The following is a 21,612-nucleotide window of genomic DNA, read 5'->3' as shown; positions in this document are numbered from 1 at the left end:
GATCGGCGGGCATATGGCTTGGGTACCCCGGGCAGATGACATATGATGTTGGCAATTCCCGCTGAATAAGCATTTTCCTGAGGGCTGGCCGGTGTCTGATCCGGTTTTTCCTTTCTAATCGACAGTTTGAAGATTAAGTCTGACTACTATGGCCAATACTAAACCGCTGATCCTTGTTGATGGTTCATCCTATCTATACCGTGCATTCTTTGCCTCCCAGCAAGCTGATATGCGAAATTCTCAGGGCGAGCCTACCGGTGCGGTGCGTCTGGTGACCAGTATGCTGCGCAGCCTGATCAAACAGTATCCGGACAGCCCGGTAGCGGTGGTATTTGATGCCAAGGGTAAGACTTTCCGGGATGAGATTTATCCGGAATACAAAGCGCAGCGGCCGTCGATGCCGGATGATCTGCGGGCGCAGATTGAGCCGATTCATAATATTGTCCGGGCCATGGGATTCCCGTTACTGGCGGTCCCCGGTGTTGAGGCGGATGATGTGATCGGCACACTGGCGCGTCAGGCCAGCGCCCAGCAGCAGGCAACCATTATCTCTACCGGCGATAAAGATATGGCCCAACTGGTGGATGAACATGTCGCCCTGATCAATACCATGACGGATACCTATATGGACCGGGCCGGGGTTGAAGATAAGTTCGGCATTCCGCCGGAGCTGATCATCGACTATCTGGCGCTCATGGGTGACAAGGTGGATAACATTCCGGGGGTACCGGGTGTCGGTGAGAAAACCGCGCTGGCCCTGTTGCAGGGGATTGGCAGCATTGCTGACCTGTATGCCAATCTGGATAAAATCGCCGATCTGGGTTTCCGTGGTTCCAAGAGTATGGCTGCCAAGCTGGAGCAACATAAAGAATCAGCGGACCTTTCCTACCTGCTGGCCACCATCAAAACGGATCTGGAACTGGATACTGCCATTGATGAAATTCCGGTGCCGGTGACAGACAAAGATGCTCTGAAAGAACTGTTCAAAGCCTGCGAATTTAAGTCCTGGATTCTGGAGCTGGAAGAAGGTGCCGGGAGTACAGCGGTATCTGCCGCTGCGGATGCCATTGCTGCGCCGGCGGAAGTGGTTTACGAAACGGTACTTGAACAGGCACAGCTGGACAGCTGGCTGAAAACGCTGGAAGAAGCAGAGCTGTTCGCCTTTGATACCGAAACCGACAGCCTGAACTATATGCAGGCCAATTTAGTCGGGCTGTCGTTTGCGGTTGAGCCGGGTAAGGCTGCCTATGTACCGCTGGCCCACGATTATATGGGTGTGCCGGTACAGCTGGACCGGAATGCAGTGCTGGCGCAAATGAAGCCTTTGCTGGAAAGCGATGAGCATAAGAAGGTTGGTCAGCATCTGAAATATGATATGAACGTGCTGGCCCGCTATGACATCGAATTACGCGGTGTGGCCTTTGATACCATGCTTGAGTCCTATGCGCTGAATTCAACCGCTACCCGGCATAATATGGATAGCATGGCCGATACCTATCTGGGTGTTAAAACCGTTAAGTTTGAAGACATTGCCGGTAAGGGTAAAAAGCAGCTGACCTTCAATCAGATTGAGCTGGAGCAGGCGGCACCTTATGCGGCGGAAGATGCGGACATTACCCTGCGTCTGCACCAAACGCTGGTATCGCAGCTGGCGCGCGAAGCCACGCTGGAAAAGGTATTTACCGATATTGAACTGCCGCTGGTGCCGGTACTTTCCCGTATGGAACGACAGGGCGCGCTGGTGGATGTAAACCAACTGGCGCAGCAGAGTATGGACCATGGCAAGCGCCTGCAGGAACTGGAGGCTGAGGCCCATGAGCTGGCCGGTGCGCCGTTTAATCTGAGCTCTACTAAGCAGCTGCAGGAAATTCTGTTTGAGCGGCAAAAACTGCCGGTTATTAAGAAGACCCCGAAAGGTGCGCCGTCTACCGCAGAAGAAGTGTTGCAGGAACTGGCGCTGGATTACCCGCTGCCAAAACTGATCATTGAACACCGTGGTCTGAGTAAGCTTAAGAGTACCTATACCGACAAACTGCCGCTGATGGTCGATCCGGCGACTAAACGTATTCATACCTCTTACCATCAGGCGGTTACTGCCACCGGGCGTCTGTCTTCAACCGATCCTAACCTGCAGAACATTCCGATCCGCAGTCAGGAAGGCCGCCGAATCCGTCAGGCGTTTGTGGCCCCTGAAGGTTACAAGCTGGTGGCGGCGGATTACTCACAAATCGAATTGCGCATTATGGCGCACCTGTCGCAGGACAAAGGTTTGCTGAATGCCTTTGCCCATGGCGAAGATATTCACAAAGCAACGGCGGCGGAAGTCTTCGGGGTGGGGCTGGATCAGGTCAGTACTGAACAGCGCCGCAGCGCTAAAGCGATTAACTTTGGCCTGATCTACGGTATGTCGGCCTTTGGTCTGGGTAAGCAACTGGGTGTGGGCCGGAATGAAGCGCAGAAGTATATCGACCATTACTTCGCAACTTACCCGGGGGTGCAGCACTATATGGATGATATCCGTATGAAGGCTGCTGAAAACGGCTATGTTGAAACCCTTTTTGGCCGGCGTCTGTATCTGCCGGAAATTAAAGCCAGCAACGGTATGCGCCGTCAGGCGGCGGAGCGGACCGCGATCAACGCACCCATGCAGGGAACCGCAGCGGATATTATTAAGCGGGCCATGGTGAAGGTAGATGACTGGCTGCGCAACAGTGACAGCGGTGTCCGGATGATCATGCAGGTACACGATGAACTGATTCTGGAAGTGCCTGACGCTCAGGTAGAAGAAGTCAGTGCAACCCTGGTGGAACTGATGCAGGGCGCTGCGGAACTGGACGTGCCGTTACTGGTGGAAGCCGGTACGGGTGATAACTGGGATGAGGCACACTGATCAGAGTGGCAGGCTACCCGGATTTTTGGCTGATCAAAAATCATACGAAAAATTTGGGTAAATTCTGTGTTTCAACTAGTCTTAATACGAGGCCTGAATGTTTTTTCTGTTAGGCCTTTAGCGTAGACAACACGCATTGAAGCTCTCAAGAACGAACGTTCCCCTTTGTGTTTTTGAGAGCTTCTCTACGTCATCAGACAAGCGTCGTCCGGTGCTTAATCTTCTTCTGCCAGCAACAGGTTGCTGAGCCGTTCCCGCAACTGATCCACACCGGTTTTCTTCAGTGCTGAAAACAGCTGAATGGTGATCAGCGGGTCATTCTTTACATCCAGATCACGTTTCAGCTGCAGCAGGGTATTCTGCGCCGGGCCGCGTTTCAGCTTGTCGGCTTTGGTCAGCAGGATATGCAGTGGCATCTGGGCACTCTGGCACCAGTCGATCATCATCTGGTCAAATTCTTTCAGCGGATGACGTACATCCACTAATAAGACGACACCGCGCAGGCAGTCCCGGGACTGCAGGTAGTCATCCAGATGCTTCTGCCAGTGCTCTTTCATTGCCACCGGTACTTTGGCGTAGCCGTAACCGGGTAAATCGACCAGGCGGACCCCTTCAACGTTGGTGTCAAAGAAGTTGATCAGCTGTGTACGGCCAGGGGTTTTACTGGTCCGGGCCAGCTTAGCGTTCGTCAGGGCGTTCAGGGCGCTTGATTTACCCGCGTTGGAACGGCCGGCAAAGGCAACTTCAGCGCCATTGTCGTCCGGACACTGGCTGAGCTTACTGGCGCTGGTGTTGAATCGCGACAGGTGATAGTGGATCTGTGCTTGTGACATGGGGTTGCCTTAAATCGGAATTAAACGCTGCTGGAGTGTTGCGTTAAGTCATTATTATGCGGGATTTTACCTGCTTCTGCCGGCGAATGCGTGGCCTTCGACTAAATGTCCGGCTAAATCGTTCCAGTTTGTGTGGATATTAGGTTATAATGCCGCCGAAATTCTACCTGTGGCCGGGGGATAACTCTAGTCCGGGATTGGTGAGGTAGCTCAGTTATGTCTGTGTGAGGGACATGGCGGACGCCGTTAGCAAATAATAGCAAGAGTCTAGGTTGATGAATAAACTACTGATCGCCTTACTGGTAAGTGTGGGTATCACAGGTGTTGCACAGGCAGCAGGTGATGCTGCTGCAGGCCAAGCCAAAACTGCAGTATGTGCCGCTTGTCACGGTGCTGACGGTAACAGTGCCGTTGCCAATTTCCCAAAACTGGCTGGCCAGAATGAGCGCTACCTGCTGAAGCAGATGCAGGACATTAAGGCGGGTACCCGTCCGGTTGTTGAAATGACCGGCATGCTGACCAACCTGAGCGATCAGGATATGGAAGACATCGCAGCGTTCTTCGCTTCAAAAGGCGTACAGGTAGGCAGTGCCTCTCCTGAGCTGGTTGATGCTGGCCGTGACATTTACCGTGCCGGTGTTCAGGACAAAGGTGTTGCAGCCTGTACAGCATGTCACCTGCCAACTGGCAGCGGTAACGCGTCTGCAGGCTTCCCGCAGATCGGTGGTCAGCACGCAGATTACACTGCTAAGCAGCTGAAAGCGTTTGCCAGCGGTGCCCGTACTAACGATCCTTCCGGCATGATGCAGGATATCGCATCTAAGCTGAGCGAAGACGAAATCAAAGCGGTTTCCAGCTACATTCAGGGTCTGCACTGAGCCTCGGGCCGGTAACAGTCTGAATGAAATTAAAGGTAGCTTCGGCTACCTTTTTTTGTGCTACAGGGGAACTTGGGAATGTTATCTGAGTCCCAGAAACGAAGATAAATGTTTATGCCTTTCACGGCGTTACTTGGAGAGTTGATCATGTGGAAGAAAATCTGTGCCGTAATGCTGTTGACGGCCAGCCCGTTAATTTCGTTTGCCGCAGAATTTACGGAAGGTGTGCATTACCAGAAACTGGATGCCCCGGTGAAAACAACGGATGCTAAGCGTATCGAAGTTGTTGAGGCCTTTGGGTATCTGTGTCCGCACTGTAATAACTTTGAGCCGATTCTTGAACCATGGGTCGAGCGTCAGCCTGCTGATGTGAATTTTGTCCGTATCCCGGTTGTATTCAGCCGCTCATGGGAGCCAATGGCCCGCGCTTACTATTCTTCTGAATTACTGAAGACGCTGGATAAAACACACCAGGCGACCTTTAACGGTATCCACCAGGAGCGTCGCCGTTTCAGAAATGCTGATGATCTGGCGGAATTTTATGCCGGCCTCGGTGTTGACCCTGAGAAGTTCAAGAAAATGTATGATTCATTTGCAACGAACATGAAACTCAATATCGGTGCATCCAAGCTGGCCGGCTACGGTATTGAAGGTGTTCCGACACTGATTGTGAACGGCAAATACCGTATTACAACGGGTACCGCCGGTAGCCATGCCAACATGTTGAAAGTGGCTGAATACCTGGTCGAAAAGGAACGTACAGCGCAGGGCGGTTAAACGCATCGCTGCTGCTGTTTCAAACGCTTATTTAAACCCCGCCCGGTGCGGGGTTTTTTTATATTTATGCCTCCCAAAGCGAGTGACAACCGCTGGCGGCAGTCAGGGGGAGGGTATACCATAGCGACTACTGATCGGTTCTGATAGGTAGTCGGATGTCAAGCAAACAGAATGAGTGGAAAGATAAGTACAAAGAACTTGCCCTGGAAATGGACGAGTTGCAGGCGCAGCTGGAGGACCGTTCCCTTAGCCGTCTGACGACGCAAATGGCTGTGCACCTTACCGGCGTAACGCCTAAGCTGGATACTGCTTTACTGCAACTGACAGAAGAACTGAAGGCTAATCAGCAACAGGAAGGCTATCAGGTAGCGCTTGATGCGGTTGATAAAGAGCTGCGGGGTGTAGATCAGGCACAACAGAAAACCGATGGCGATTTACTGAAGGTCTTGCGCGAATGGTTGCGGCAGATTAACGATAATCTGGCGGCGGACCAGAATAATGCGCAGCTGGACAATATTGGTGAAATGATTCCGCAGGCGGTTGAGCGTAAGGCTGCCTTGCCGGGCATTATGCAGGACTTGTTAGAACTGCAGCAGCCTCTGCTGAAGAGTGTTGATACGGCTGTGGTACCCGCGGCGTCAGCGGAGAGTCAAGACAGTGATGAGTTGAATGACCTGTATAAGCAGGTGGAAATGGAACTGGTCACACTGATTAAGAGCCTCTATATTCCCAAGTCAGATCAGCCGGATGCCAAGGCGCTGATCAAACAGATCCGTTCAGGGGTAAGCCTGAAAGGGTTATCGGACATTTTCCAGAATCTGACCCAGCTGATTGTCAGCGTTGCCAGCCGTAGCAGCAGTGATTTTGAAGACTATCTGGTGAACCTGAACTCCCAGTTATCTGAAGTTCAGATCTTCCTGACCGAGAGTCATAAAGATGAAGTGGCGAACGGTAAAGAAACTGATCAGCTGAATACCCTGATTCGTCGCGACGTAAAAGCGATTCATCAGGCGGTTACCGACAGCAGTGATATTAATCAGCTTAAGTTGCAGGTGTCATCGCAGCTGAAAAGCATTGTTAAATCCATGGATGATTTCCGTTCCCATGAAGAGGCCCGTGAAAAGGCTCTGGAAGAACGCTATGTGGCCATGAATGACCGGCTGCAGCAGATGGAAACGGAAAGCATGCAGGTGCGGGCGCGGATTGAAGCTGAGCGGACTAAAGCAATGACCGACCCGCTGACTATGCTGCCGAACCGTGCCGCCTATGATGAAAAAATCGCGGCGGAATTTGAGCGCTGGAAGCGTTATCAGCAGTTTTTCTCCGTGGCGGTCTGCGATCTGGATTTCTTTAAAAAGGTTAATGATACCTATGGCCATCTGGCGGGAGATAAAGTCCTGCGTCTGGTGGCGAATATCCTGACCAATAAATGCCGTTCAACGGACTTTGTGACCCGTTTTGGCGGTGAGGAATTCGTCATTCTGATGCCTTCAACAACGTCAGCAGAAGCCGCTCAGGCGGTGGATAAAATCCGTCACAGCATTGAGAACAGCCCGTTTAATTTCCACGGTAAATCCGTCACGATTACTATGTCGTTCGGTGTCGCAGAAATCGAGGATGCGGACAGTATTGAGTCACTGTTCAACCGGGCGGATAAAGCACTGTATACAGCGAAGAAAAATGGCCGGAACCGTGTCGAAGTCGCCTGACTTTGACGCGGCTCATGGGTTTTGCTTTACCTTACCCGGCCTAGGGTGCAATATGGCGTCCCGTTCTGTAGCTGAATATTGATGGCCCCTCAGTGAGACAATTACTGCGACTGCTTAAAATTGCCCGGGTGTTTGCTAAATACCGCCTGGATACCTTCTTTGAAAATCTTCCCCTGCGCTGGTACGTGCGTCTGGCCCTCTGGCTGATGCTGTGGCGATACATTATTCCGGTCGGTAAACGCAGTGAAGGTGAGCGGTTGCGGCTTGCGCTGGAAGAACTGGGGCCTATCTTCATTAAATTTGGCCAGATGCTGTCAACCCGCCGGGATCTGTTACCGGATAATCTGGCATTAGAACTCAAACGTCTGCAGGATCAGGTGCCGCCCTTTGGTGGTGATAAAGCCCGCCGCATTATTGAACGGGCGCTGGGTGACAATGTTGAAAACCTGTTTGCCGAATTTTCTGCCGAGCCGATGGCTTCAGCGTCGGTGGCGCAGGTGCATCAGGCACTGCTGTACAGTGGCGATGAAGTCATTGTTAAAGTTGTCCGTCCGGGCATCGATAAGATCATCCGTAAAGACGTTGACCTGCTGTTCAGTCTGGCACACCTGATTGAACGTCTCTGGGCCGAGGGCAAACGCTTGCGGCTGGTTGAAGTGGTGGCGGATTATGAAAACACCATCTTTGACGAGCTGGACTTGCGCAAAGAAGCCGCGAACTGCTCCCAGATCCGGCGTAATTTTGAAAACTCACCAATTCTGTATGTGCCTGAAATATATTGGGATCTGACCCGCCAGAACGTGCTGGTCATGGAGCGCATCCATGGTATTCCGGTGGCGGATGTTGATCAGCTGAATGCCCAGAATACAGATATGAAGAAGCTCGCGGAGCAGGGGGTGGAGATTTTCTTTACCCAGGTCTTCCGTGACAGTTTCTTCCATGCGGATATGCACCCGGGCAACATTTTTGTCTCCCGGGATAATCCGTCTGCCCCACAGTACATCGCGATCGATTTTGGCATCGTCGGCTCGCTGAGCAGCGAAGACCAGAGCTATCTGGCCCGCAACTTTCTGGCATTTTTTAAGCGGGATTACCGGATGGTTGCCCAGTTGCATATCGAATCCGGCTGGGTACCGCCTGACACTAATGTGGTGGCCTTTGAAACCGCCATCCGCAGTGTCTGTGAACCTATTTTTGAAAAACCGCTGAAAGACATTTCCTTTGGTCTGGTGCTGATGGGGCTTTTCCAGACCGCCCGGCGCTTTAATATGGAAGTGCAGCCACAACTGGTGTTATTGCAGAAAACCCTGCTGAATATTGAAGGGCTGGGGCGTCAGCTCTATCCGGATCTGGATCTTTGGCAAACCGCACAGCCATTCCTTGAGCGCTGGATGAAAGAGCGGATGGGACCAAAAGCGGTATTGAGAAACATTCGTCAGCAAGCGCCTGACTGGCTGGAAAAAATGCCGCAGTTGCCGCAGCTTACCTATGAAGCGCTGCAGCAGGTTCGGCAAATGGATGCCAACCGGCAGCGGGAAATACAGCAGCTCAGTGAAAACCGTGCAAGTAAGGCACAGCGTTGCTGGCCTAAACTATTAGGTATTCTTATGCTTGCCGGAGCAGGTTTAACGCTGCTGGAGCCGCTGGCTGTTGTGGCGAACCTGCCACCGCTGGGCTGGTTGCTTACCGGTGCAGGGTTAGCGTTGATTATTCGCGGCTGAGATGCCCCTTTCAGAGGGATAGCACCCCTCTGGTTGTTGGGGTATGCTTGGCGGCTGTCGTAAACAGGTAGTAGAACATGTGTGAACAAGCTGCAGAGCAGAATGGCCAGCAAACAAGCTGGCTGGAAGAGATCAAGTGGAATCAGGACGGTTTGATTCCGGCGATCGCCCAGGACCATAAAACCGGTAAGGTGCTGATGGTTGCCTGGATGAATGCAGAGGCGCTGCAACTGACGGTGACCGAGCAACGGGCGATATACTGGTCACGTTCCCGTCAGAAACTGTGGCGTAAGGGCGAAGAGTCCGGCCATGTTCAGCAATTGCATGATCTGCGTCTGGACTGTGACAGTGATGTTATTCTCATGCAGGTAGAACAGCTGGGCGGCATTGCCTGTCACACCGGCCGTGAGCATTGCTTCTATAAGAGCCTGAAAAACGGTGAGTGGGTTGCCGCTGAACCGGTATTAAAAGATCCGAACGTGATTTATGACAAATAAGGCTGTGCAATGAGCGAAGTATTGACACAATTAGGTGATATCTTAGAAGCACGTAAAAATTCAGCGGCTGATACTTCATATGTAGCCAGTCTGCACGCGAAAGGGCTGAATAAGATTCTGGAAAAAGTGGGTGAAGAAGCCACGGAATCAATTCTGGCCGCGAAGGATGCCCAGATCAGCGGTGATAACAAAGACGTCATTTATGAAGTGGCCGATTTGTGGTTCCATTCACTGGTTGCGTTATCGCACCTGGGAGAGCGCCCGGAAGCGGTAGTAAACGAACTGGCACGTCGTTTTGATATGTCAGGCCTTGAAGAAAAGGCCAGTCGTCCCAACAAAGATAATGGCTGACTGTATTTTTTGCCGTATCGCCAGAGGCGAAGCGGCGGCTGAAATTGTCTATCAGGACGAACAGATAATAGCGTTCCGGGATATTCAGCCAAAAGCGGCGGTGCACCTGTTGGTGATTCCCCGTAAACATATTGAAAATTTATATGATCTTGGGAAAGATGATCAGCAACTGATGGCACATCTGATGCTCAGCCTTCCCCGAATCGCGAAACAGCAGGGCCTGGACGCCGGTTTCCGGACAATAACCAATACCGGACATGGCGGCGGACAAGAGGTCTGGCACATGCATTTTCATTTGATGGCAGGTGATATACCTGCAATGCAATAACGGAGTAGAAATTATGTTAGGTGGTATTAGTCTTTGGCAGCTGGCAATCGTACTGGTGATTATCATTCTGCTGTTCGGTACTAAAAAACTGCGCAACATTGGCGGCGACCTTGGCGGTGCGGTTAAAGGCTTTAAGAAAGCGATGAATGACGGTGGCGCTGAAGAAGAGAAGAAGCAGATCCCTGCTGACGCTGATTTTGCAGAAGGCGATAAGCCGGCAGCAAAAGAAGCAACTGAAGAACCCAAGTCTGACAAGTAATCAGGTAGTCCTGAATGTTTGATATCGGTTTTGCCGAACTGCTGATTATCGGTGTGGTTGGCCTGGTTGTGCTTGGCCCGGATAAACTTCCGGTCGCGGCGCGCACGGTTGGCCTCTGGGTGGGAAAAGCCCGGCGCACCATCGGCGGTATTCAGTCAGAAATTAATGAAGAGCTTCGTCTGGATGAAATGCGCCGTCAGGTTGCTATGCAAAAAGACGAGCTTGATCAGGAGCTGAACGAAATGCGTCAGCCGTTTGATCAGGCCAATGTTGATTTACAGAAAGAGATCAACGCCGCGCACGACGAACTCGACAAAATGCCTGTCTCAGAGCCGGAAAAGGCTGAGACTGTAAACAGCGAAGATAAGCCAGTCAGTAATGATCGATCCTAACCAGCCGGAAGTCGAGCAAGAACAAACCTTTGTATCTCACCTGGTCGAGTTGCGTACGCGTCTGCTACGTGCCCTGCTGGTGATACTGGTATTATTCCTGGGGCTATTTTATTTTGCGAATGACCTCTACACGCTGATTTCCGAGCCGCTGACCGGATTACTGCCGGAAGGCACCAGCATGATCGCAACGGATGTTACCTCGCCGTTTTTTGCACCGTTCAAGCTGACGCTGGTCGCTGCGATATTTGCCGCAATGCCGTTTATTCTGCATCAGATCTGGGGGTTTATCGCACCGGGTCTGTATAAGCACGAAAAGCGTCTGGCGGTTCCGTTACTGGCATCCAGCATACTGCTGTTCTACTGCGGCGTTGCATTTGCGTATTTTGTGGTCTTTCCGCTGATCTTCAGTTTCTTTACCAGCGTTGGTCCGGAAAACGTCGCGGTTATGACAGATATCAGCAGCTATCTGAACTTTGTACTGAAGATCTTTTTCGCATTCGGTATCGTTTTTGAAATTCCGATCGCCACCCTGCTGATTGTATGGGCCGGCATCAGTGACGTTCAAAGTCTGCGTGCCAAGCGGGCATATGTGATCGTTGGCTGTTTTGTACTGGGAATGTTGCTGACACCACCGGACGTTATTTCACAGACATTGTTAGCGTTGCCTATGTGGTTGTTGTTTGAGCTGGGCATTGTGCTTTCTGTGATTGTTCCCCGTGGCAGCGCCGATCAGGATAAAGACCTGGACGACGCTATACAGCAGGAAGAAGAGAACAATGCTTCCTGAATACGGTATCTGACTGTTATACCTCCTATATAAACGCAGCCGAAGGCTGCGTTTTTTTATGCCTGCTGTTTAGCTATATAAGTTGTGCCGGAACAGGTGCTTGTTGCAGCGCAAAAATTAATTTCAGCTTTCTGCAAAAAGCCTGTTGACTCTTCGGTCAGCGTCCCTATAATACGCCCCCACATTGAGACGCAGGGCAGCGGCAACGCAGCTAAGCAAGCTTAATGAGAGTCAGAATAAAGCACTGAAAAACAAAATGTTTTGAAGTGCGAGTCAACTGATTCGACCGGAACGAAAAAGGTGTTTTCCGGTTTTGATAAGTTCTTCGGAATTAATCAAAATCTTCTGAAAATAACCGTTGACTTCCACCGGGTGTTGAGTAGAATACGCACCTCGCTTGAGACGACAGCAATGACGGTTACACCGGTTGCGAAAGTGGTTTTAAGCAACGCTCTTTAACAATTTGATCAGATAATTCGTGTGGGCGCTTGTTGAGATGAAGCACAAAAGCTTTATCAAAGTAAGCAACTTTTGTCTTCGGACAAACACGTGAATTCATTTAAGATGTTTTTATGAAAGTTAGTGTAACTTTGAGCTAGATTTAAGACACCAAATTCCGGTGTCGAAAAAATTAAACTGAAGAGTTTGATCATGGCTCAGATTGAACGCTGGCGGCAGGCTTAACACATGCAAGTCGAGCGGTAACAGAGAGTAGCTTGCTACTTTGCTGACGAGCGGCGGACGGGTGAGTAACGCGTAGAAATCTGCCTGGTAGTGGGGGATAGCCCAGAGAAATTTGGATTAATACCGCATACGCCCTACGGGGGAAAGCAGGGGACCTTCGGGCCTTGCGCTATCAGATGAGTCTGCGTCGGATTAGCTAGTTGGTGGGGTAATGGCCTACCAAGGCGACGATCCGTAGCTGGTCTGAGAGGATGATCAGCCACACTGGGACTGAGACACGGCCCAGACTCCTACGGGAGGCAGCAGTGGGGAATATTGCACAATGGGCGCAAGCCTGATGCAGCCATGCCGCGTGTGTGAAGAAGGCCTTAGGGTTGTAAAGCACTTTCAGCAGTGAGGAAAGGTGTGTACTTAATACGTGCATACTGTGACGTTAACTGCAGAAGAAGGACCGGCTAACTCCGTGCCAGCAGCCGCGGTAATACGGAGGGTCCGAGCGTTAATCGGAATTACTGGGCGTAAAGCGCGCGTAGGCGGTTATTTAAGTCAGATGTGAAAGCCCCGGGCTCAACCTGGGAACTGCACCTGATACTGGATAACTAGAGTACAGAAGAGGGTGGTGGAATTTCCTGTGTAGCGGTGAAATGCGTAGATATAGGAAGGAACACCAGTGGCGAAGGCGACCACCTGGTCTGATACTGACGCTGAGGTGCGAAAGCGTGGGGAGCAAACAGGATTAGATACCCTGGTAGTCCACGCCGTAAACGATGTCTACTAGCCGTTGGGACACTTGATGTCTTAGTGGCGCAGCTAACGCACTAAGTAGACCGCCTGGGGAGTACGGCCGCAAGGTTAAAACTCAAATGAATTGACGGGGGCCCGCACAAGCGGTGGAGCATGTGGTTTAATTCGACGCAACGCGAAGAACCTTACCTACTCTTGAAATCCTGCGAAGTCGGAAGAGATTCTGATGTGCCTTCGGGAACGCAGTGACAGGTGCTGCATGGCTGTCGTCAGCTCGTGTTGTGAAATGTTGGGTTAAGTCCCGTAACGAGCGCAACCCTTGTCCTTATTTGCCAGCACTTCGGGTGGGAACTCTAAGGAGACTGCCGGTGACAAACCGGAGGAAGGTGGGGACGACGTCAAGTCATCATGGCCCTTACGAGTAGGGCTACACACGTGCTACAATGGCCGGTACAGAGGGCTGCAATCCTGCGAGGGGGAGCTAATCTCACAAAACCGGTCGTAGTCCGGATTGGAGTCTGCAACTCGACTCCATGAAGTCGGAATCGCTAGTAATCGTGAATCAGAATGTCACGGTGAATACGTTCCCGGGCCTTGTACACACCGCCCGTCACACCATGGGAGTGGATTGCACCAGAAGTAGCTAGCTTAACCTTCGGGAGGGCGGTTACCACGGTGTGGTTCATGACTGGGGTGAAGTCGTAACAAGGTAGCCCTAGGGGAACCTGGGGCTGGATCACCTCCTTAAACGATAGCGGATTCTTAGCAAGCGTTCACACGAATTATCTGATCAGTTGTAGAGTAAGTACTGGGGCTATAGCTCAGCTGGGAGAGCGCCTGCTTTGCACGCAGGAGGTCTGCGGTTCGATCCCGCATAGCTCCACCATTCTTCACCCCGAAGAACGGTCAGTACTTAAATGCTTTGTTGAGAACACAAAAGCTAATGAATAACCCTTCGGGTTTGTTGATTACCTTTTGTCTTTTTAGACAAAACGCTCTTTAACAATTTAAATCCTGTAAAAACGAGAATTAAGTAAGACAAATGTACAAGCGCTAATCCGGCGTAAATGTATCGTTACTTCAGCGTTAACTGTTTAACAGTTGGCTATGAAGTTTTATCAGTTACTTTGAATCAGACCCTTTTGGGTTATATGGTCAAGTGACTAAGCGTGCACGGTGGATGCCTTGGCAGTCAGAGGCGATGAAGGACGTGGTAACCTGCGATAAGGTTTGGGGAGTCGGTAAACAGACTTTGATCCAAACATTTCCGAATGGGGAAACCCACCCAGTATAAGCTGGGTATCTCTTAAGTGAATACATAGCTTTAGAGAGGCGAACCCGGGGAACTGAAACATCTAAGTACCCGGAGGAAAAGAAATCAACCGAGATTCCCCTAGTAGCGGCGAGCGAACGGGGACCAGCCCTTAAGCTGTGTTGTAGTTAGTAGAACGCTCTGGAAAGTGCGGCCGTAGTGGGTGATAGCCCCGTATACGAAAACTTATACGCAGTGAAATCGAGTAAGACGGGACACGTGATATCCTGTTTGAATATGGGGGGACCATCCTCCAAGGCTAAATACTCCTGACTGACCGATAGTGAACCAGTACCGTGAGGGAAAGGCGAAAAGAACCCCTGTGAGGGGAGTGAAATAGAACCTGAAACCGTGTACGTACAAGCAGTGGGAGCAGACTTGTTCTGTGACTGCGTACCTTTTGTATAATGGGTCAGCGACTTAATTTCAGTAGCAAGGTTAACCGTTTAGGGGAGCCGTAGGGAAACCGAGTCTTAATAGGGCGTATAGTTGCTGGGATTAGACCCGAAACCGAGCGATCTATCCATGGGCAGGTTGAAGGTTGAGTAACATCAACTGGAGGACCGAACCGACTGTCGTTGAAAAGCCAGCGGATGACTTGTGGATCGGAGTGAAAGGCTAATCAAGCTCGGAGATAGCTGGTTCTCCTCGAAAGCTATTTAGGTAGCGCCTCATATCTCACCTACGGGGGTAGAGCACTGTTTCGGCTAGGGGGTCATCCCGACTTACCAACCCGATGCAAACTCCGAATACCGTAGAGTGCAATTATGGGAGACACACGGCGGGTGCTAACGTCCGTCGTGGAAAGGGAAACAACCCAGACCGTCAGCTAAGGTCCCAAAGTTATGGTTAAGTGGGAAACGATGTGGGAAGGCTTAGACAGCTAGGAGGTTGGCTTAGAAGCAGCCACCCTTTAAAGAAAGCGTAATAGCTCACTAGTCGAGTCGGCCTGCGCGGAAGATATAACGGGGCTCAAACCATACACCGAAGCTACGGACGCAGCTTGTCTGCGTGGTAGAGGAGCGTTCTGTAAGCCGTTGAAGGGAAAGCTGTAAGGCATCCTGGAGGTATCAGAAGTGCGAATGCTGACATGAGTAACGATAAGGGGGGTGAAAAACCTCCCCGCCGGAAGACCAAGGGTTCCTATCCAATGCTAATCAGGGTAGGGTGAGTCGACCCCTAAGGCGAGGCCGAAAGGCGTAGTCGATGGGAAACAGGTTAATATTCCTGTACTTCTTGTTATTGCGATGGAGTGACGGAGAAGGCTAGGCCATCACGGCGTTGGTTGTCCGTGTTTAAGGCTGTAGGCTGGGGGATTAGGAAAATCCGGTTCCCTAAGGCTGAGAGTTGATGACGAGTCCTCTTTTGGACGAAGTGGTTGATGCCATGCTTCCAGGAAAAACTTCTAAGCTTCAGATAACAAGAAATCGTACCCCAAACCGACACAGGTGGTCAGGTAGAGAATACCAAGGCGCTTGAGAGAACTCGGGTGAAGGAACTAGGCAAAATGGTACCGTAACTTCGGGAGAAGGTACGCCCCTGACGGTGATGAGACTTGCTCTCTAAGCTGTTGGGGGTCGAAGATACTAGGTGGCTGCGACTGTTTATTAAAAACACAGCACTCTGCAAACACGAAAGTGGACGTATAGGGTGTGACGCCTGCCCGGTGCTTGAAGGTTAATTGATGGGGTTAGCTTCGGCGAAGCTCTTGATCGAAGCCCAAGTAAACGGCGGCCGTAACTATAACGGTCCTAAGGTAGCGAAATTCCTTGTCGGGTAAGTTCCGACCTGCACGAATGGCGTAACGATGGCCACACTGTCTCCACCCGAGACTCAGTGAAATTGAAATTGCGGTTAAGATGCCGTATATCCGCGGCTAGACGGAAAGACCCCGTGAACCTTTACTATAGCTTCGCAGTGGACTTTGATATTACTTGTGTAGGATAGCTGGGAGGCTTTGAAACTTGGACGCCAGTTCGAGTGGAGCCAATCTTGAAATACCAGCCTGGTACTATTGAGGTTCTAACGCAGGTCCCTTATCGGGATCGCGGACATTGTGTGGTGGGTAGTTTGACTGGGGCGGTCTCCTCCCAAAGAGTAACGGAGGAGTACGAAGGTGCGCTCAGCATGGTCGGAAATCATGCATCGAGTATAAAGGCATAAGCGCGCTTGACTGCGAGACAGACACGTCGAGCAGGTACGAAAGTAGGTCTTAGTGATCCGGTGGTTCTGTATGGAAGGGCCATCGCTCAACGGATAAAAGGTACTCCGGGGATAACAGGCTGATACCGCCCAAGAGTTCACATCGACGGCGGTGTTTGGCACCTCGATGTCGGCTCATCACATCCTGGGGCTGAAGCCGGTCCCAAGGGTATGGCTGTTCGCCATTTAAAGTGGTACGCGAGCTGGGTTTAGAACGTCGTGAGACAGTTCGGTCCCTATCTGCCGTGGACGTTTGAGATTTGAGAAGAGTTGCTCCTAGTACGAGAGGACCGGAGTGAACGAACCTCTGGTGTTCGGGTTGTCATGCCAATGGCATTGCCCGGTAGCTATGTTCGGACAGGATAACCGCTGAAAGCATCTAAGCGGGAAGCCCCCTTCAAGATGAGATCTCACTGGGACCTTGAGTCCCCTGAAGAGCCGTTCAAGACCAGGACGTTGATAGGCTGGGTGTGTAAGCGTTGTGAGGCGTTGAGCTAACCAGTACTAATTGCTCGTGAGGCTTGACCATATAACGCCAAAAGCGTTTGGTTGCAGAGAAGACTGCAACATGATCAAGAACTGAAGATACATTGAAGAGCTTGCTGAAAAGCGAGACGGATTAGAGTTTGTACATCTTATTTAAGACTCGGCCTGAATAAGGCACACAGGATTTAGATTGTTACCTTTTTTTGCTTGGCGACCATAGCGAGATGGAACCACCCGATCCCTTACCGAACTCGGAAGTGAAACGTCTTAGCGCCGATGGTAGTGTGGGGCTTCCCCATGTGAGAGTAGGTCATCGCCAAGCACCTAATATGAGAAACCCCAGTCGCGAAGCGGCTGGGGTTTTTTCATGTTACGAGTTTGATAATCCAGTGCTCGCATGGGGAAGTAAATAAAGAGGCGCGCTTGCGCGTTCATGTCCCATGTAGAGTAGGGTAAAACCGGAATGAGACGACGCACAGCGTTGGCCCGGTTTTACGATCAGAGCCTCTGGCTCTGGGACTTCCATCGCCAAGCACCTAATTAAGAAAACCCGCTACGCTGTAGCGGTTTTTTTTTCGTCTGCAGAAAGTGCTTCCATCGCACGCACCTAATTAAGACTCTCTTTAAGAACACTGGCTGCTACTTTGTAGCAGGGTTTTTTTTTCGTCTGCAGGAAAGGCTTCCACCGCCAGGCACCTGATTAAGACTCTCTTTAAGAACACTGGCTGCTACGCTGTAGCAGATTTTTTCGTCTGCAGAAAGTGCTTCCATCGCCAGTCACCTGATAAAGACTCTCTTTATAACTCTCCTTAAGACTTTCTTCAGACTTTCTTTAAGACATAGGCCGCCAGGTTGTAGCAGGTTGATATGTGCGTATTTGTACTAGGCTCTGATTGTCTTAGAGTGAGAGTGTTCGGTATGCTCAGTGAATAATTGAATCAGAATGAGGCAAGTATATGGATAAGTTCCTACAGGCGGCCATTGATGAGGCTAAACAGGGGCTGGCGGAAGGTGGCATTCCGATCGGCTCAGTGCTGGTAATAGACGGTGAAATTGTGGCCCGTGGTCATAACCAGCGGGTTCAGAAGGGAAGCTGTGTATTACATGCTGAAATGGACTGCTTTGAAAACGCCGGCCGGTTAAAGGCTGCTGATTATAAGCGTGCCACCCTCTACTCTACGCTTTCTCCCTGCGATATGTGCAGCGGTACCGTACTGCTGTACGGTATTCCAAAGGTTGTGGTCGGGGAAAACCGGACGTTTAAGGGGCCAGAAGAGTATGTGCGTTCCCGCGGTGTTGAACTTACCCTGGTGGATGATCAGGAATGTTATCAGTTGATGCAGGATTTCATCGCAGCTAAACCTGAGCTCTGGAATGAAGACATCGGTGAGTGAGGAGCCGGTTATGGGATTTGAAGGCACTGAAAAATATGTAGCCACCGCTGACTTGCAGATGGCGGTGAATGCAGCCATTACCCTGCAGCGGCCGTTGCTGGTGAAAGGGGAGCCGGGTACAGGTAAAACCATGCTGGCAGAAGAGGTTGCTGCCGGCCTGGGGATGCGGTTATTACGCTGGCATATCAAGTCGACGACTAAAGCCCAGCAGGGCTTATATGAATATGATGCTGTATCCCGCCTCAGAGACTCTCAACTGGGCGATGAGCGGGTTCATGAGATACGTAACTATATAAAGAAAGGGATGCTCTGGCAGGCATTTGAGGCCGACGAGCAGGTGGTCCTGTTAATTGATGAAATTGATAAGGCTGATATCGAGTTTCCCAACGATTTACTGGTTGAACTGGATAAGATGGAATTCAGTGTGTACGAAACCGGTGAAGAAATTGTGGCCTGTCACCGGCCGGTGATCATTATTACCTCGAATAATGAAAAAGAATTGCCGGATGCGTTTTTACGCCGTTGTTTCTTTCATTACATTCAGTTCCCTGATGCTGAGACGATGCAGCAGATCGTACAGGTACACTTTCCTGATCTTGAAAAGCAACTGGTGCAGGACGCGCTGGAGGTGTTTTTTCAGGTCCGTAATGTTAACGGGTTAAAGAAGAAACCTTCTACTTCGGAGCTGATTGACTGGCTGAAGCTGCTGATGGCGGACAAGCTTTCAGCTGAAACGCTGCACAGCCGGGATAGCAGTAAAGCGATTCCGCCGTTACACGGAGCCTTGCTCAAAAATGAGCAGGATGTGCATATGCTGGAACGTCTGGCGTTTATGTCCCGCCGCCAGCAGGGCTGATAACCATGCTAATAAATTTTTTCTTTGCTCTGCGAACAGCACGGGTACCGGTTAGCCTGAATGAATTACTGGTTCTGCTGGAAGCCTTACAGAAGAAAGTCGCCTTTGCCAGCCTGGACGATTTTTATCTGCTGGCCCGTCTGTGTCTGGTGAAGGATGAAAAGTATTTTGACCGCTTTGATCAGGCTTTTGGCGCCTATTTTCAGGGGCTGGAACAGGTGGCGTTGTTTCCAGAGACTGCGTTGCCTGAGGACTGGTTACGGGCGGAGTTCTTAAAGCATCTGACCGATGCCGAAAAACAGCAGATTGAAGCGCTTGGTGGTCTGGATACATTGCTGGAGACATTGCAGCAACGGCTGAATGAACAGCAGAGCCGGCATGCCGGCGGTAATAAGTGGATCGGTACCGGCGGTACGTCACCGTACGGGCACAGTGGCTATAATCCTGAAGGTATCCGGATAGGCGGTGAAAGCCGGCATAAAAGCGCGGTTAAAATCTGGGAAAAACGGGAGTTTCGGAACCTGGATGACTCGCAGACACTGGGAATCCGCAATATTCAGGTGGCGTTGCGCAAACTACGCCGTTTTGCCCGGGAAGGTGCAGCAGAAGAACTTGATTTGCCTGATACCATTCGCAGTACAGCAAATAACGCCGGTCTGCTGGATATTAAACTGGTACCGGAGCGGCACAATGCTGCAAAAGTACTGCTGTTTCTTGATGTTGGCGGTTCCATGGATCCTTATATCCGCATCTGTGAACAGCTTTTTTCAGCGGTGCGCAGCGAGTTCAAGCACCTTGAGTACTATTACTTTCACAACTGTGTGTATGAAAAGCTCTGGAAGGATAATCAGCGACGATTTAAGGAAACAGTGCCGACTGTTGACGTGCTGCGGACGTATGGGAAGGATTATCGGGTGATCTTTGTCGGTGATGCCGCTATGTCACCGTACGAACTGCTGGAGCGGTACGGCAGTGTGGAGCATATGAATGAGGAAGCCGGACAGGTTTGGCTGCAGCGGATACTTGATGTCTGGGATAAAGCTGTGTGGCTGAATCCGGCCCGGGAAGATTACTGGCAATATACCCGCAGTACTCAGATGATCAGTCAGCAGTTGGACGGACATATGTTTCCGCTGACGCTGGCAGGGCTGGAGGCCGCTATTGCGCATCTGGCCCGTTAACGGTAGCGGGCGTGAATGCTGTCAAGGGTGCCGTCTGCTTTCATGGCGCGGAGGGTGGCATTAAATGCCGGCAGAATATCAGCGAAGGCCGAAGTTTTACTGATGAGTAGCAATAAGGAGAGTTGCTGACCGGCAACGGGAATTTCTCTGAAGGTGAAGTCATCCTCGGCAAACTGCTTAAGGTGGTAACTGAAGATATACGGGTTTTCGACAATCATATCGATGCGGTTCATCTTCAGCATGTCGGCCAGTGATGAGGTTGAATAGGCCGGCTGAATAAAATGTTTGTTCAGATTACGTTTTGCCCAGCCACTCCCGGCAGTTATGCCGATCCGGTAAGGTTTGAGCTCTTCCAGCGTCAGGGTTTCAGCTGTTTCCAGACGGGAATCAGTTGTGTTCATAAACACTGAAACGCTGCCAAAGGTGACGGCTTCCTGGCTGGCGCTGGCGTAACTGAGCCGTTCAGGGGTGGCAACGGCAACATAAGCATCAATTTCACCGGTTCTGACATAGGTCTGTACCCGTTTCCAGGGGAGTACGCGGTGTTGCAGCGGTATCTGCATTCGGGTGCTGAGAGCCTCGGTAAGCACGTCCACTTCGATGCCACGTACCTGTCCGTTATCGGTAAAACTGTAGGGTTTATATTCGGCGTAGGCAATTGTCATTGCCGGTGGCTGAGCAAGGCTGACAGGGCTGAATAACAGGCTGACAAGCAGCATCAGGGAGCGAATATACAACGGAACAGCAACGCGCATCATACTTCCCCTGAAGGTCGGGTAATGAGAATAATTATAAATACCACAGTTGTTGGTGCAGTTCATCCCGGACGGCACAGTTTGGGTAACAGAAGAGGGTGACAGGAGTGAGTATGAAAATTTTTATCCGACCGGCAATTACCCATGATACTAAGGCGCTTGCCGGTTTAATGGCTGAACTGGGATACCGCTGGACGCCATCGCAGCTGGCTGAGCACATCCCGCTTCTGCGGGAGAGAGGGCAGGAGGTGTGGGTGGCCTGTCAGGTGAATGCCACAGGTGAGGAACGGGTGATTGGCTGTATCAGTGCTATTCTTGATATGCGTCTGGCGGAAGGCTGTGTCGGGGAAATAGTCAGTCTGGTTGTATTACAGGATTGCCGCGGTAGCGGTGCCGGATATGCATTGCTGCAGGCCGCACAGGAATGGCTTGCACCGCAGGTCAGCAGTATCCGGATCCGGGCGAATGCCCGCCGTGAAGAGGCGCACGGATTCTATTTGCGGGCCGGTTACCTGCCGCACAAATCACAGCAGGTATTCATCAGGCAGTATGCTGCGCAACATAGAGAAGATTAAC

At 51.1% G+C, this 21,612-nt stretch carries 17 protein-coding genes, 1 tRNA gene and 3 rRNA genes; 19 read left to right on the top strand and 2 right to left on the bottom strand.

Translation table 11 applies throughout. The features are described 5' to 3' along the window. The first annotated feature begins 148 nt into the window (after positions 1-148). Entirely contained in the window at positions 149-2,890 is a 2,742-nt protein-coding gene (gene polA, locus PCI15_RS22970) for a DNA polymerase I (protein ID WP_271272190.1), read from the top strand. Positions 2,891-3,105: 215 nt separating this feature from the next. On the opposite strand, the gene yihA is transcribed toward polA, so the two are convergent. Beyond that, positions 3,106-3,723 (bottom strand): ribosome biogenesis GTP-binding protein YihA/YsxC, encoded by a 618-nt coding sequence (gene yihA / locus PCI15_RS22965; protein ID WP_271272189.1) that lies wholly within the window; start codon positions 3,721-3,723, stop codon positions 3,106-3,108. Positions 3,724-3,998: 275 nt separating this feature from the next. Between yihA and PCI15_RS22960 the strand changes: the two genes are divergently transcribed. From PCI15_RS22960 to PCI15_RS22880, 17 genes are all read left to right on the top strand, one after another. After that, positions 3,999-4,601: a c-type cytochrome gene (locus PCI15_RS22960; RefSeq protein ID WP_271272188.1), complete on the top strand. Its 603-nt coding sequence runs from the start codon at positions 3,999-4,001 to the stop codon at positions 4,599-4,601. Between the two features lie 108 nt (positions 4,602-4,709). Next, a complete protein-coding gene (locus PCI15_RS22955; RefSeq protein WP_271272187.1) occupies positions 4,710-5,378 on the top strand; it encodes a thiol:disulfide interchange protein DsbA/DsbL in 669 nt (222 codons plus the stop codon). A 155-nt stretch (positions 5,379-5,533) separates the two neighbouring features. After that, positions 5,534-7,087: a GGDEF domain-containing protein gene (locus PCI15_RS22950; RefSeq protein WP_271272186.1), complete on the top strand. Its 1,554-nt coding sequence runs from the start codon at positions 5,534-5,536 to the stop codon at positions 7,085-7,087. A gap of 92 nt (positions 7,088-7,179) precedes the next feature. Then, positions 7,180-8,808 (top strand): ubiquinone biosynthesis regulatory protein kinase UbiB, encoded by a 1,629-nt coding sequence (gene ubiB, locus PCI15_RS22945; protein ID WP_271272185.1) that lies wholly within the window; start codon positions 7,180-7,182, stop codon positions 8,806-8,808. Positions 8,809-8,885: 77 nt separating this feature from the next. After that, complete coding sequence (gene hisI, locus PCI15_RS22940) at positions 8,886-9,305, top strand: phosphoribosyl-AMP cyclohydrolase (protein WP_271272184.1); 420 nt, start codon at positions 8,886-8,888, stop codon at positions 9,303-9,305. Positions 9,306-9,314: 9 nt separating this feature from the next. Then, on the top strand, positions 9,315-9,656 hold the full coding sequence (locus PCI15_RS22935; protein WP_271272183.1) for a phosphoribosyl-ATP diphosphatase: 342 nt from the start codon (positions 9,315-9,317) through the stop codon (positions 9,654-9,656). After that, on the top strand, positions 9,649-9,984 hold the full coding sequence (locus PCI15_RS22930; RefSeq protein ID WP_271272182.1) for a histidine triad nucleotide-binding protein: 336 nt from the start codon (positions 9,649-9,651) through the stop codon (positions 9,982-9,984). The genes PCI15_RS22935 and PCI15_RS22930 overlap by 8 nt, the downstream gene beginning before the upstream one ends. Before the next feature lie 13 nt (positions 9,985-9,997). Next, entirely contained in the window at positions 9,998-10,243 is a 246-nt protein-coding gene (tatA, locus tag PCI15_RS22925) for a Sec-independent protein translocase subunit TatA (RefSeq protein ID WP_205657058.1), read from the top strand. A 14-nt stretch (positions 10,244-10,257) separates the two neighbouring features. Continuing rightward, entirely contained in the window at positions 10,258-10,635 is a 378-nt protein-coding gene (tatB, locus tag PCI15_RS22920) for a Sec-independent protein translocase protein TatB (protein WP_271272181.1), read from the top strand. Then, positions 10,622-11,422, top strand: coding sequence for a twin-arginine translocase subunit TatC (gene tatC / locus PCI15_RS22915; RefSeq protein ID WP_271272180.1), 801 nt, complete (start codon positions 10,622-10,624; stop codon positions 11,420-11,422). Before tatB ends, tatC begins: the two co-directional genes overlap by 14 nt. A gap of 633 nt (positions 11,423-12,055) precedes the next feature. Then, a 16S ribosomal RNA gene (locus tag PCI15_RS22910) occupies positions 12,056-13,597 on the top strand. Positions 13,598-13,660: 63 nt separating this feature from the next. Then, positions 13,661-13,736: transfer RNA gene (locus PCI15_RS22905), tRNA-Ala, on the top strand. 267 nt (positions 13,737-14,003) lie between these two features. Further along, positions 14,004-16,893, top strand: a 23S ribosomal RNA gene (locus PCI15_RS22900). Between the two features lie 163 nt (positions 16,894-17,056). After that, positions 17,057-17,172, top strand: a 5S ribosomal RNA gene (gene rrf / locus PCI15_RS22895). Together the 16S, 23S and 5S rRNA genes with 1 tRNA gene alongside form the textbook arrangement of a ribosomal RNA operon. Before the next feature lie 634 nt (positions 17,173-17,806). After that, a complete protein-coding gene (locus PCI15_RS22890; RefSeq protein ID WP_271272179.1) occupies positions 17,807-18,244 on the top strand; it encodes a nucleoside deaminase in 438 nt (145 codons plus the stop codon). A 10-nt stretch (positions 18,245-18,254) separates the two neighbouring features. Further along, positions 18,255-19,100: an AAA family ATPase gene (locus PCI15_RS22885; RefSeq protein ID WP_271272178.1), complete on the top strand. Its 846-nt coding sequence runs from the start codon at positions 18,255-18,257 to the stop codon at positions 19,098-19,100. A 5-nt stretch (positions 19,101-19,105) separates the two neighbouring features. After that, a complete protein-coding gene (locus tag PCI15_RS22880) occupies positions 19,106-20,281 on the top strand; it encodes a vWA domain-containing protein (RefSeq protein WP_271272177.1) in 1,176 nt (391 codons plus the stop codon). Here PCI15_RS22880 and PCI15_RS22875 read toward each other — a convergent pair. Next, a complete protein-coding gene (locus PCI15_RS22875) occupies positions 20,278-21,039 on the bottom strand; it encodes a substrate-binding periplasmic protein (protein WP_271272176.1) in 762 nt (253 codons plus the stop codon). The genes PCI15_RS22880 and PCI15_RS22875 overlap by 4 nt on opposite strands. Positions 21,040-21,149: 110 nt before the next feature. Between PCI15_RS22875 and PCI15_RS22870 the strand changes: the two genes are divergently transcribed. Then, positions 21,150-21,611 (top strand): GNAT family N-acetyltransferase, encoded by a 462-nt coding sequence (locus PCI15_RS22870; RefSeq protein ID WP_271272175.1) that lies wholly within the window; start codon positions 21,150-21,152, stop codon positions 21,609-21,611. Position 21,612 lies beyond the last annotated feature (1 nt).

This window comes from Aliamphritea hakodatensis (assembly GCF_024347195.1).
Lineage (GTDB): Bacteria > Pseudomonadota > Gammaproteobacteria > Pseudomonadales > Balneatricaceae > Amphritea > Amphritea hakodatensis.
This window is presented reverse-complemented; position numbering and strand designations above follow the sequence as displayed.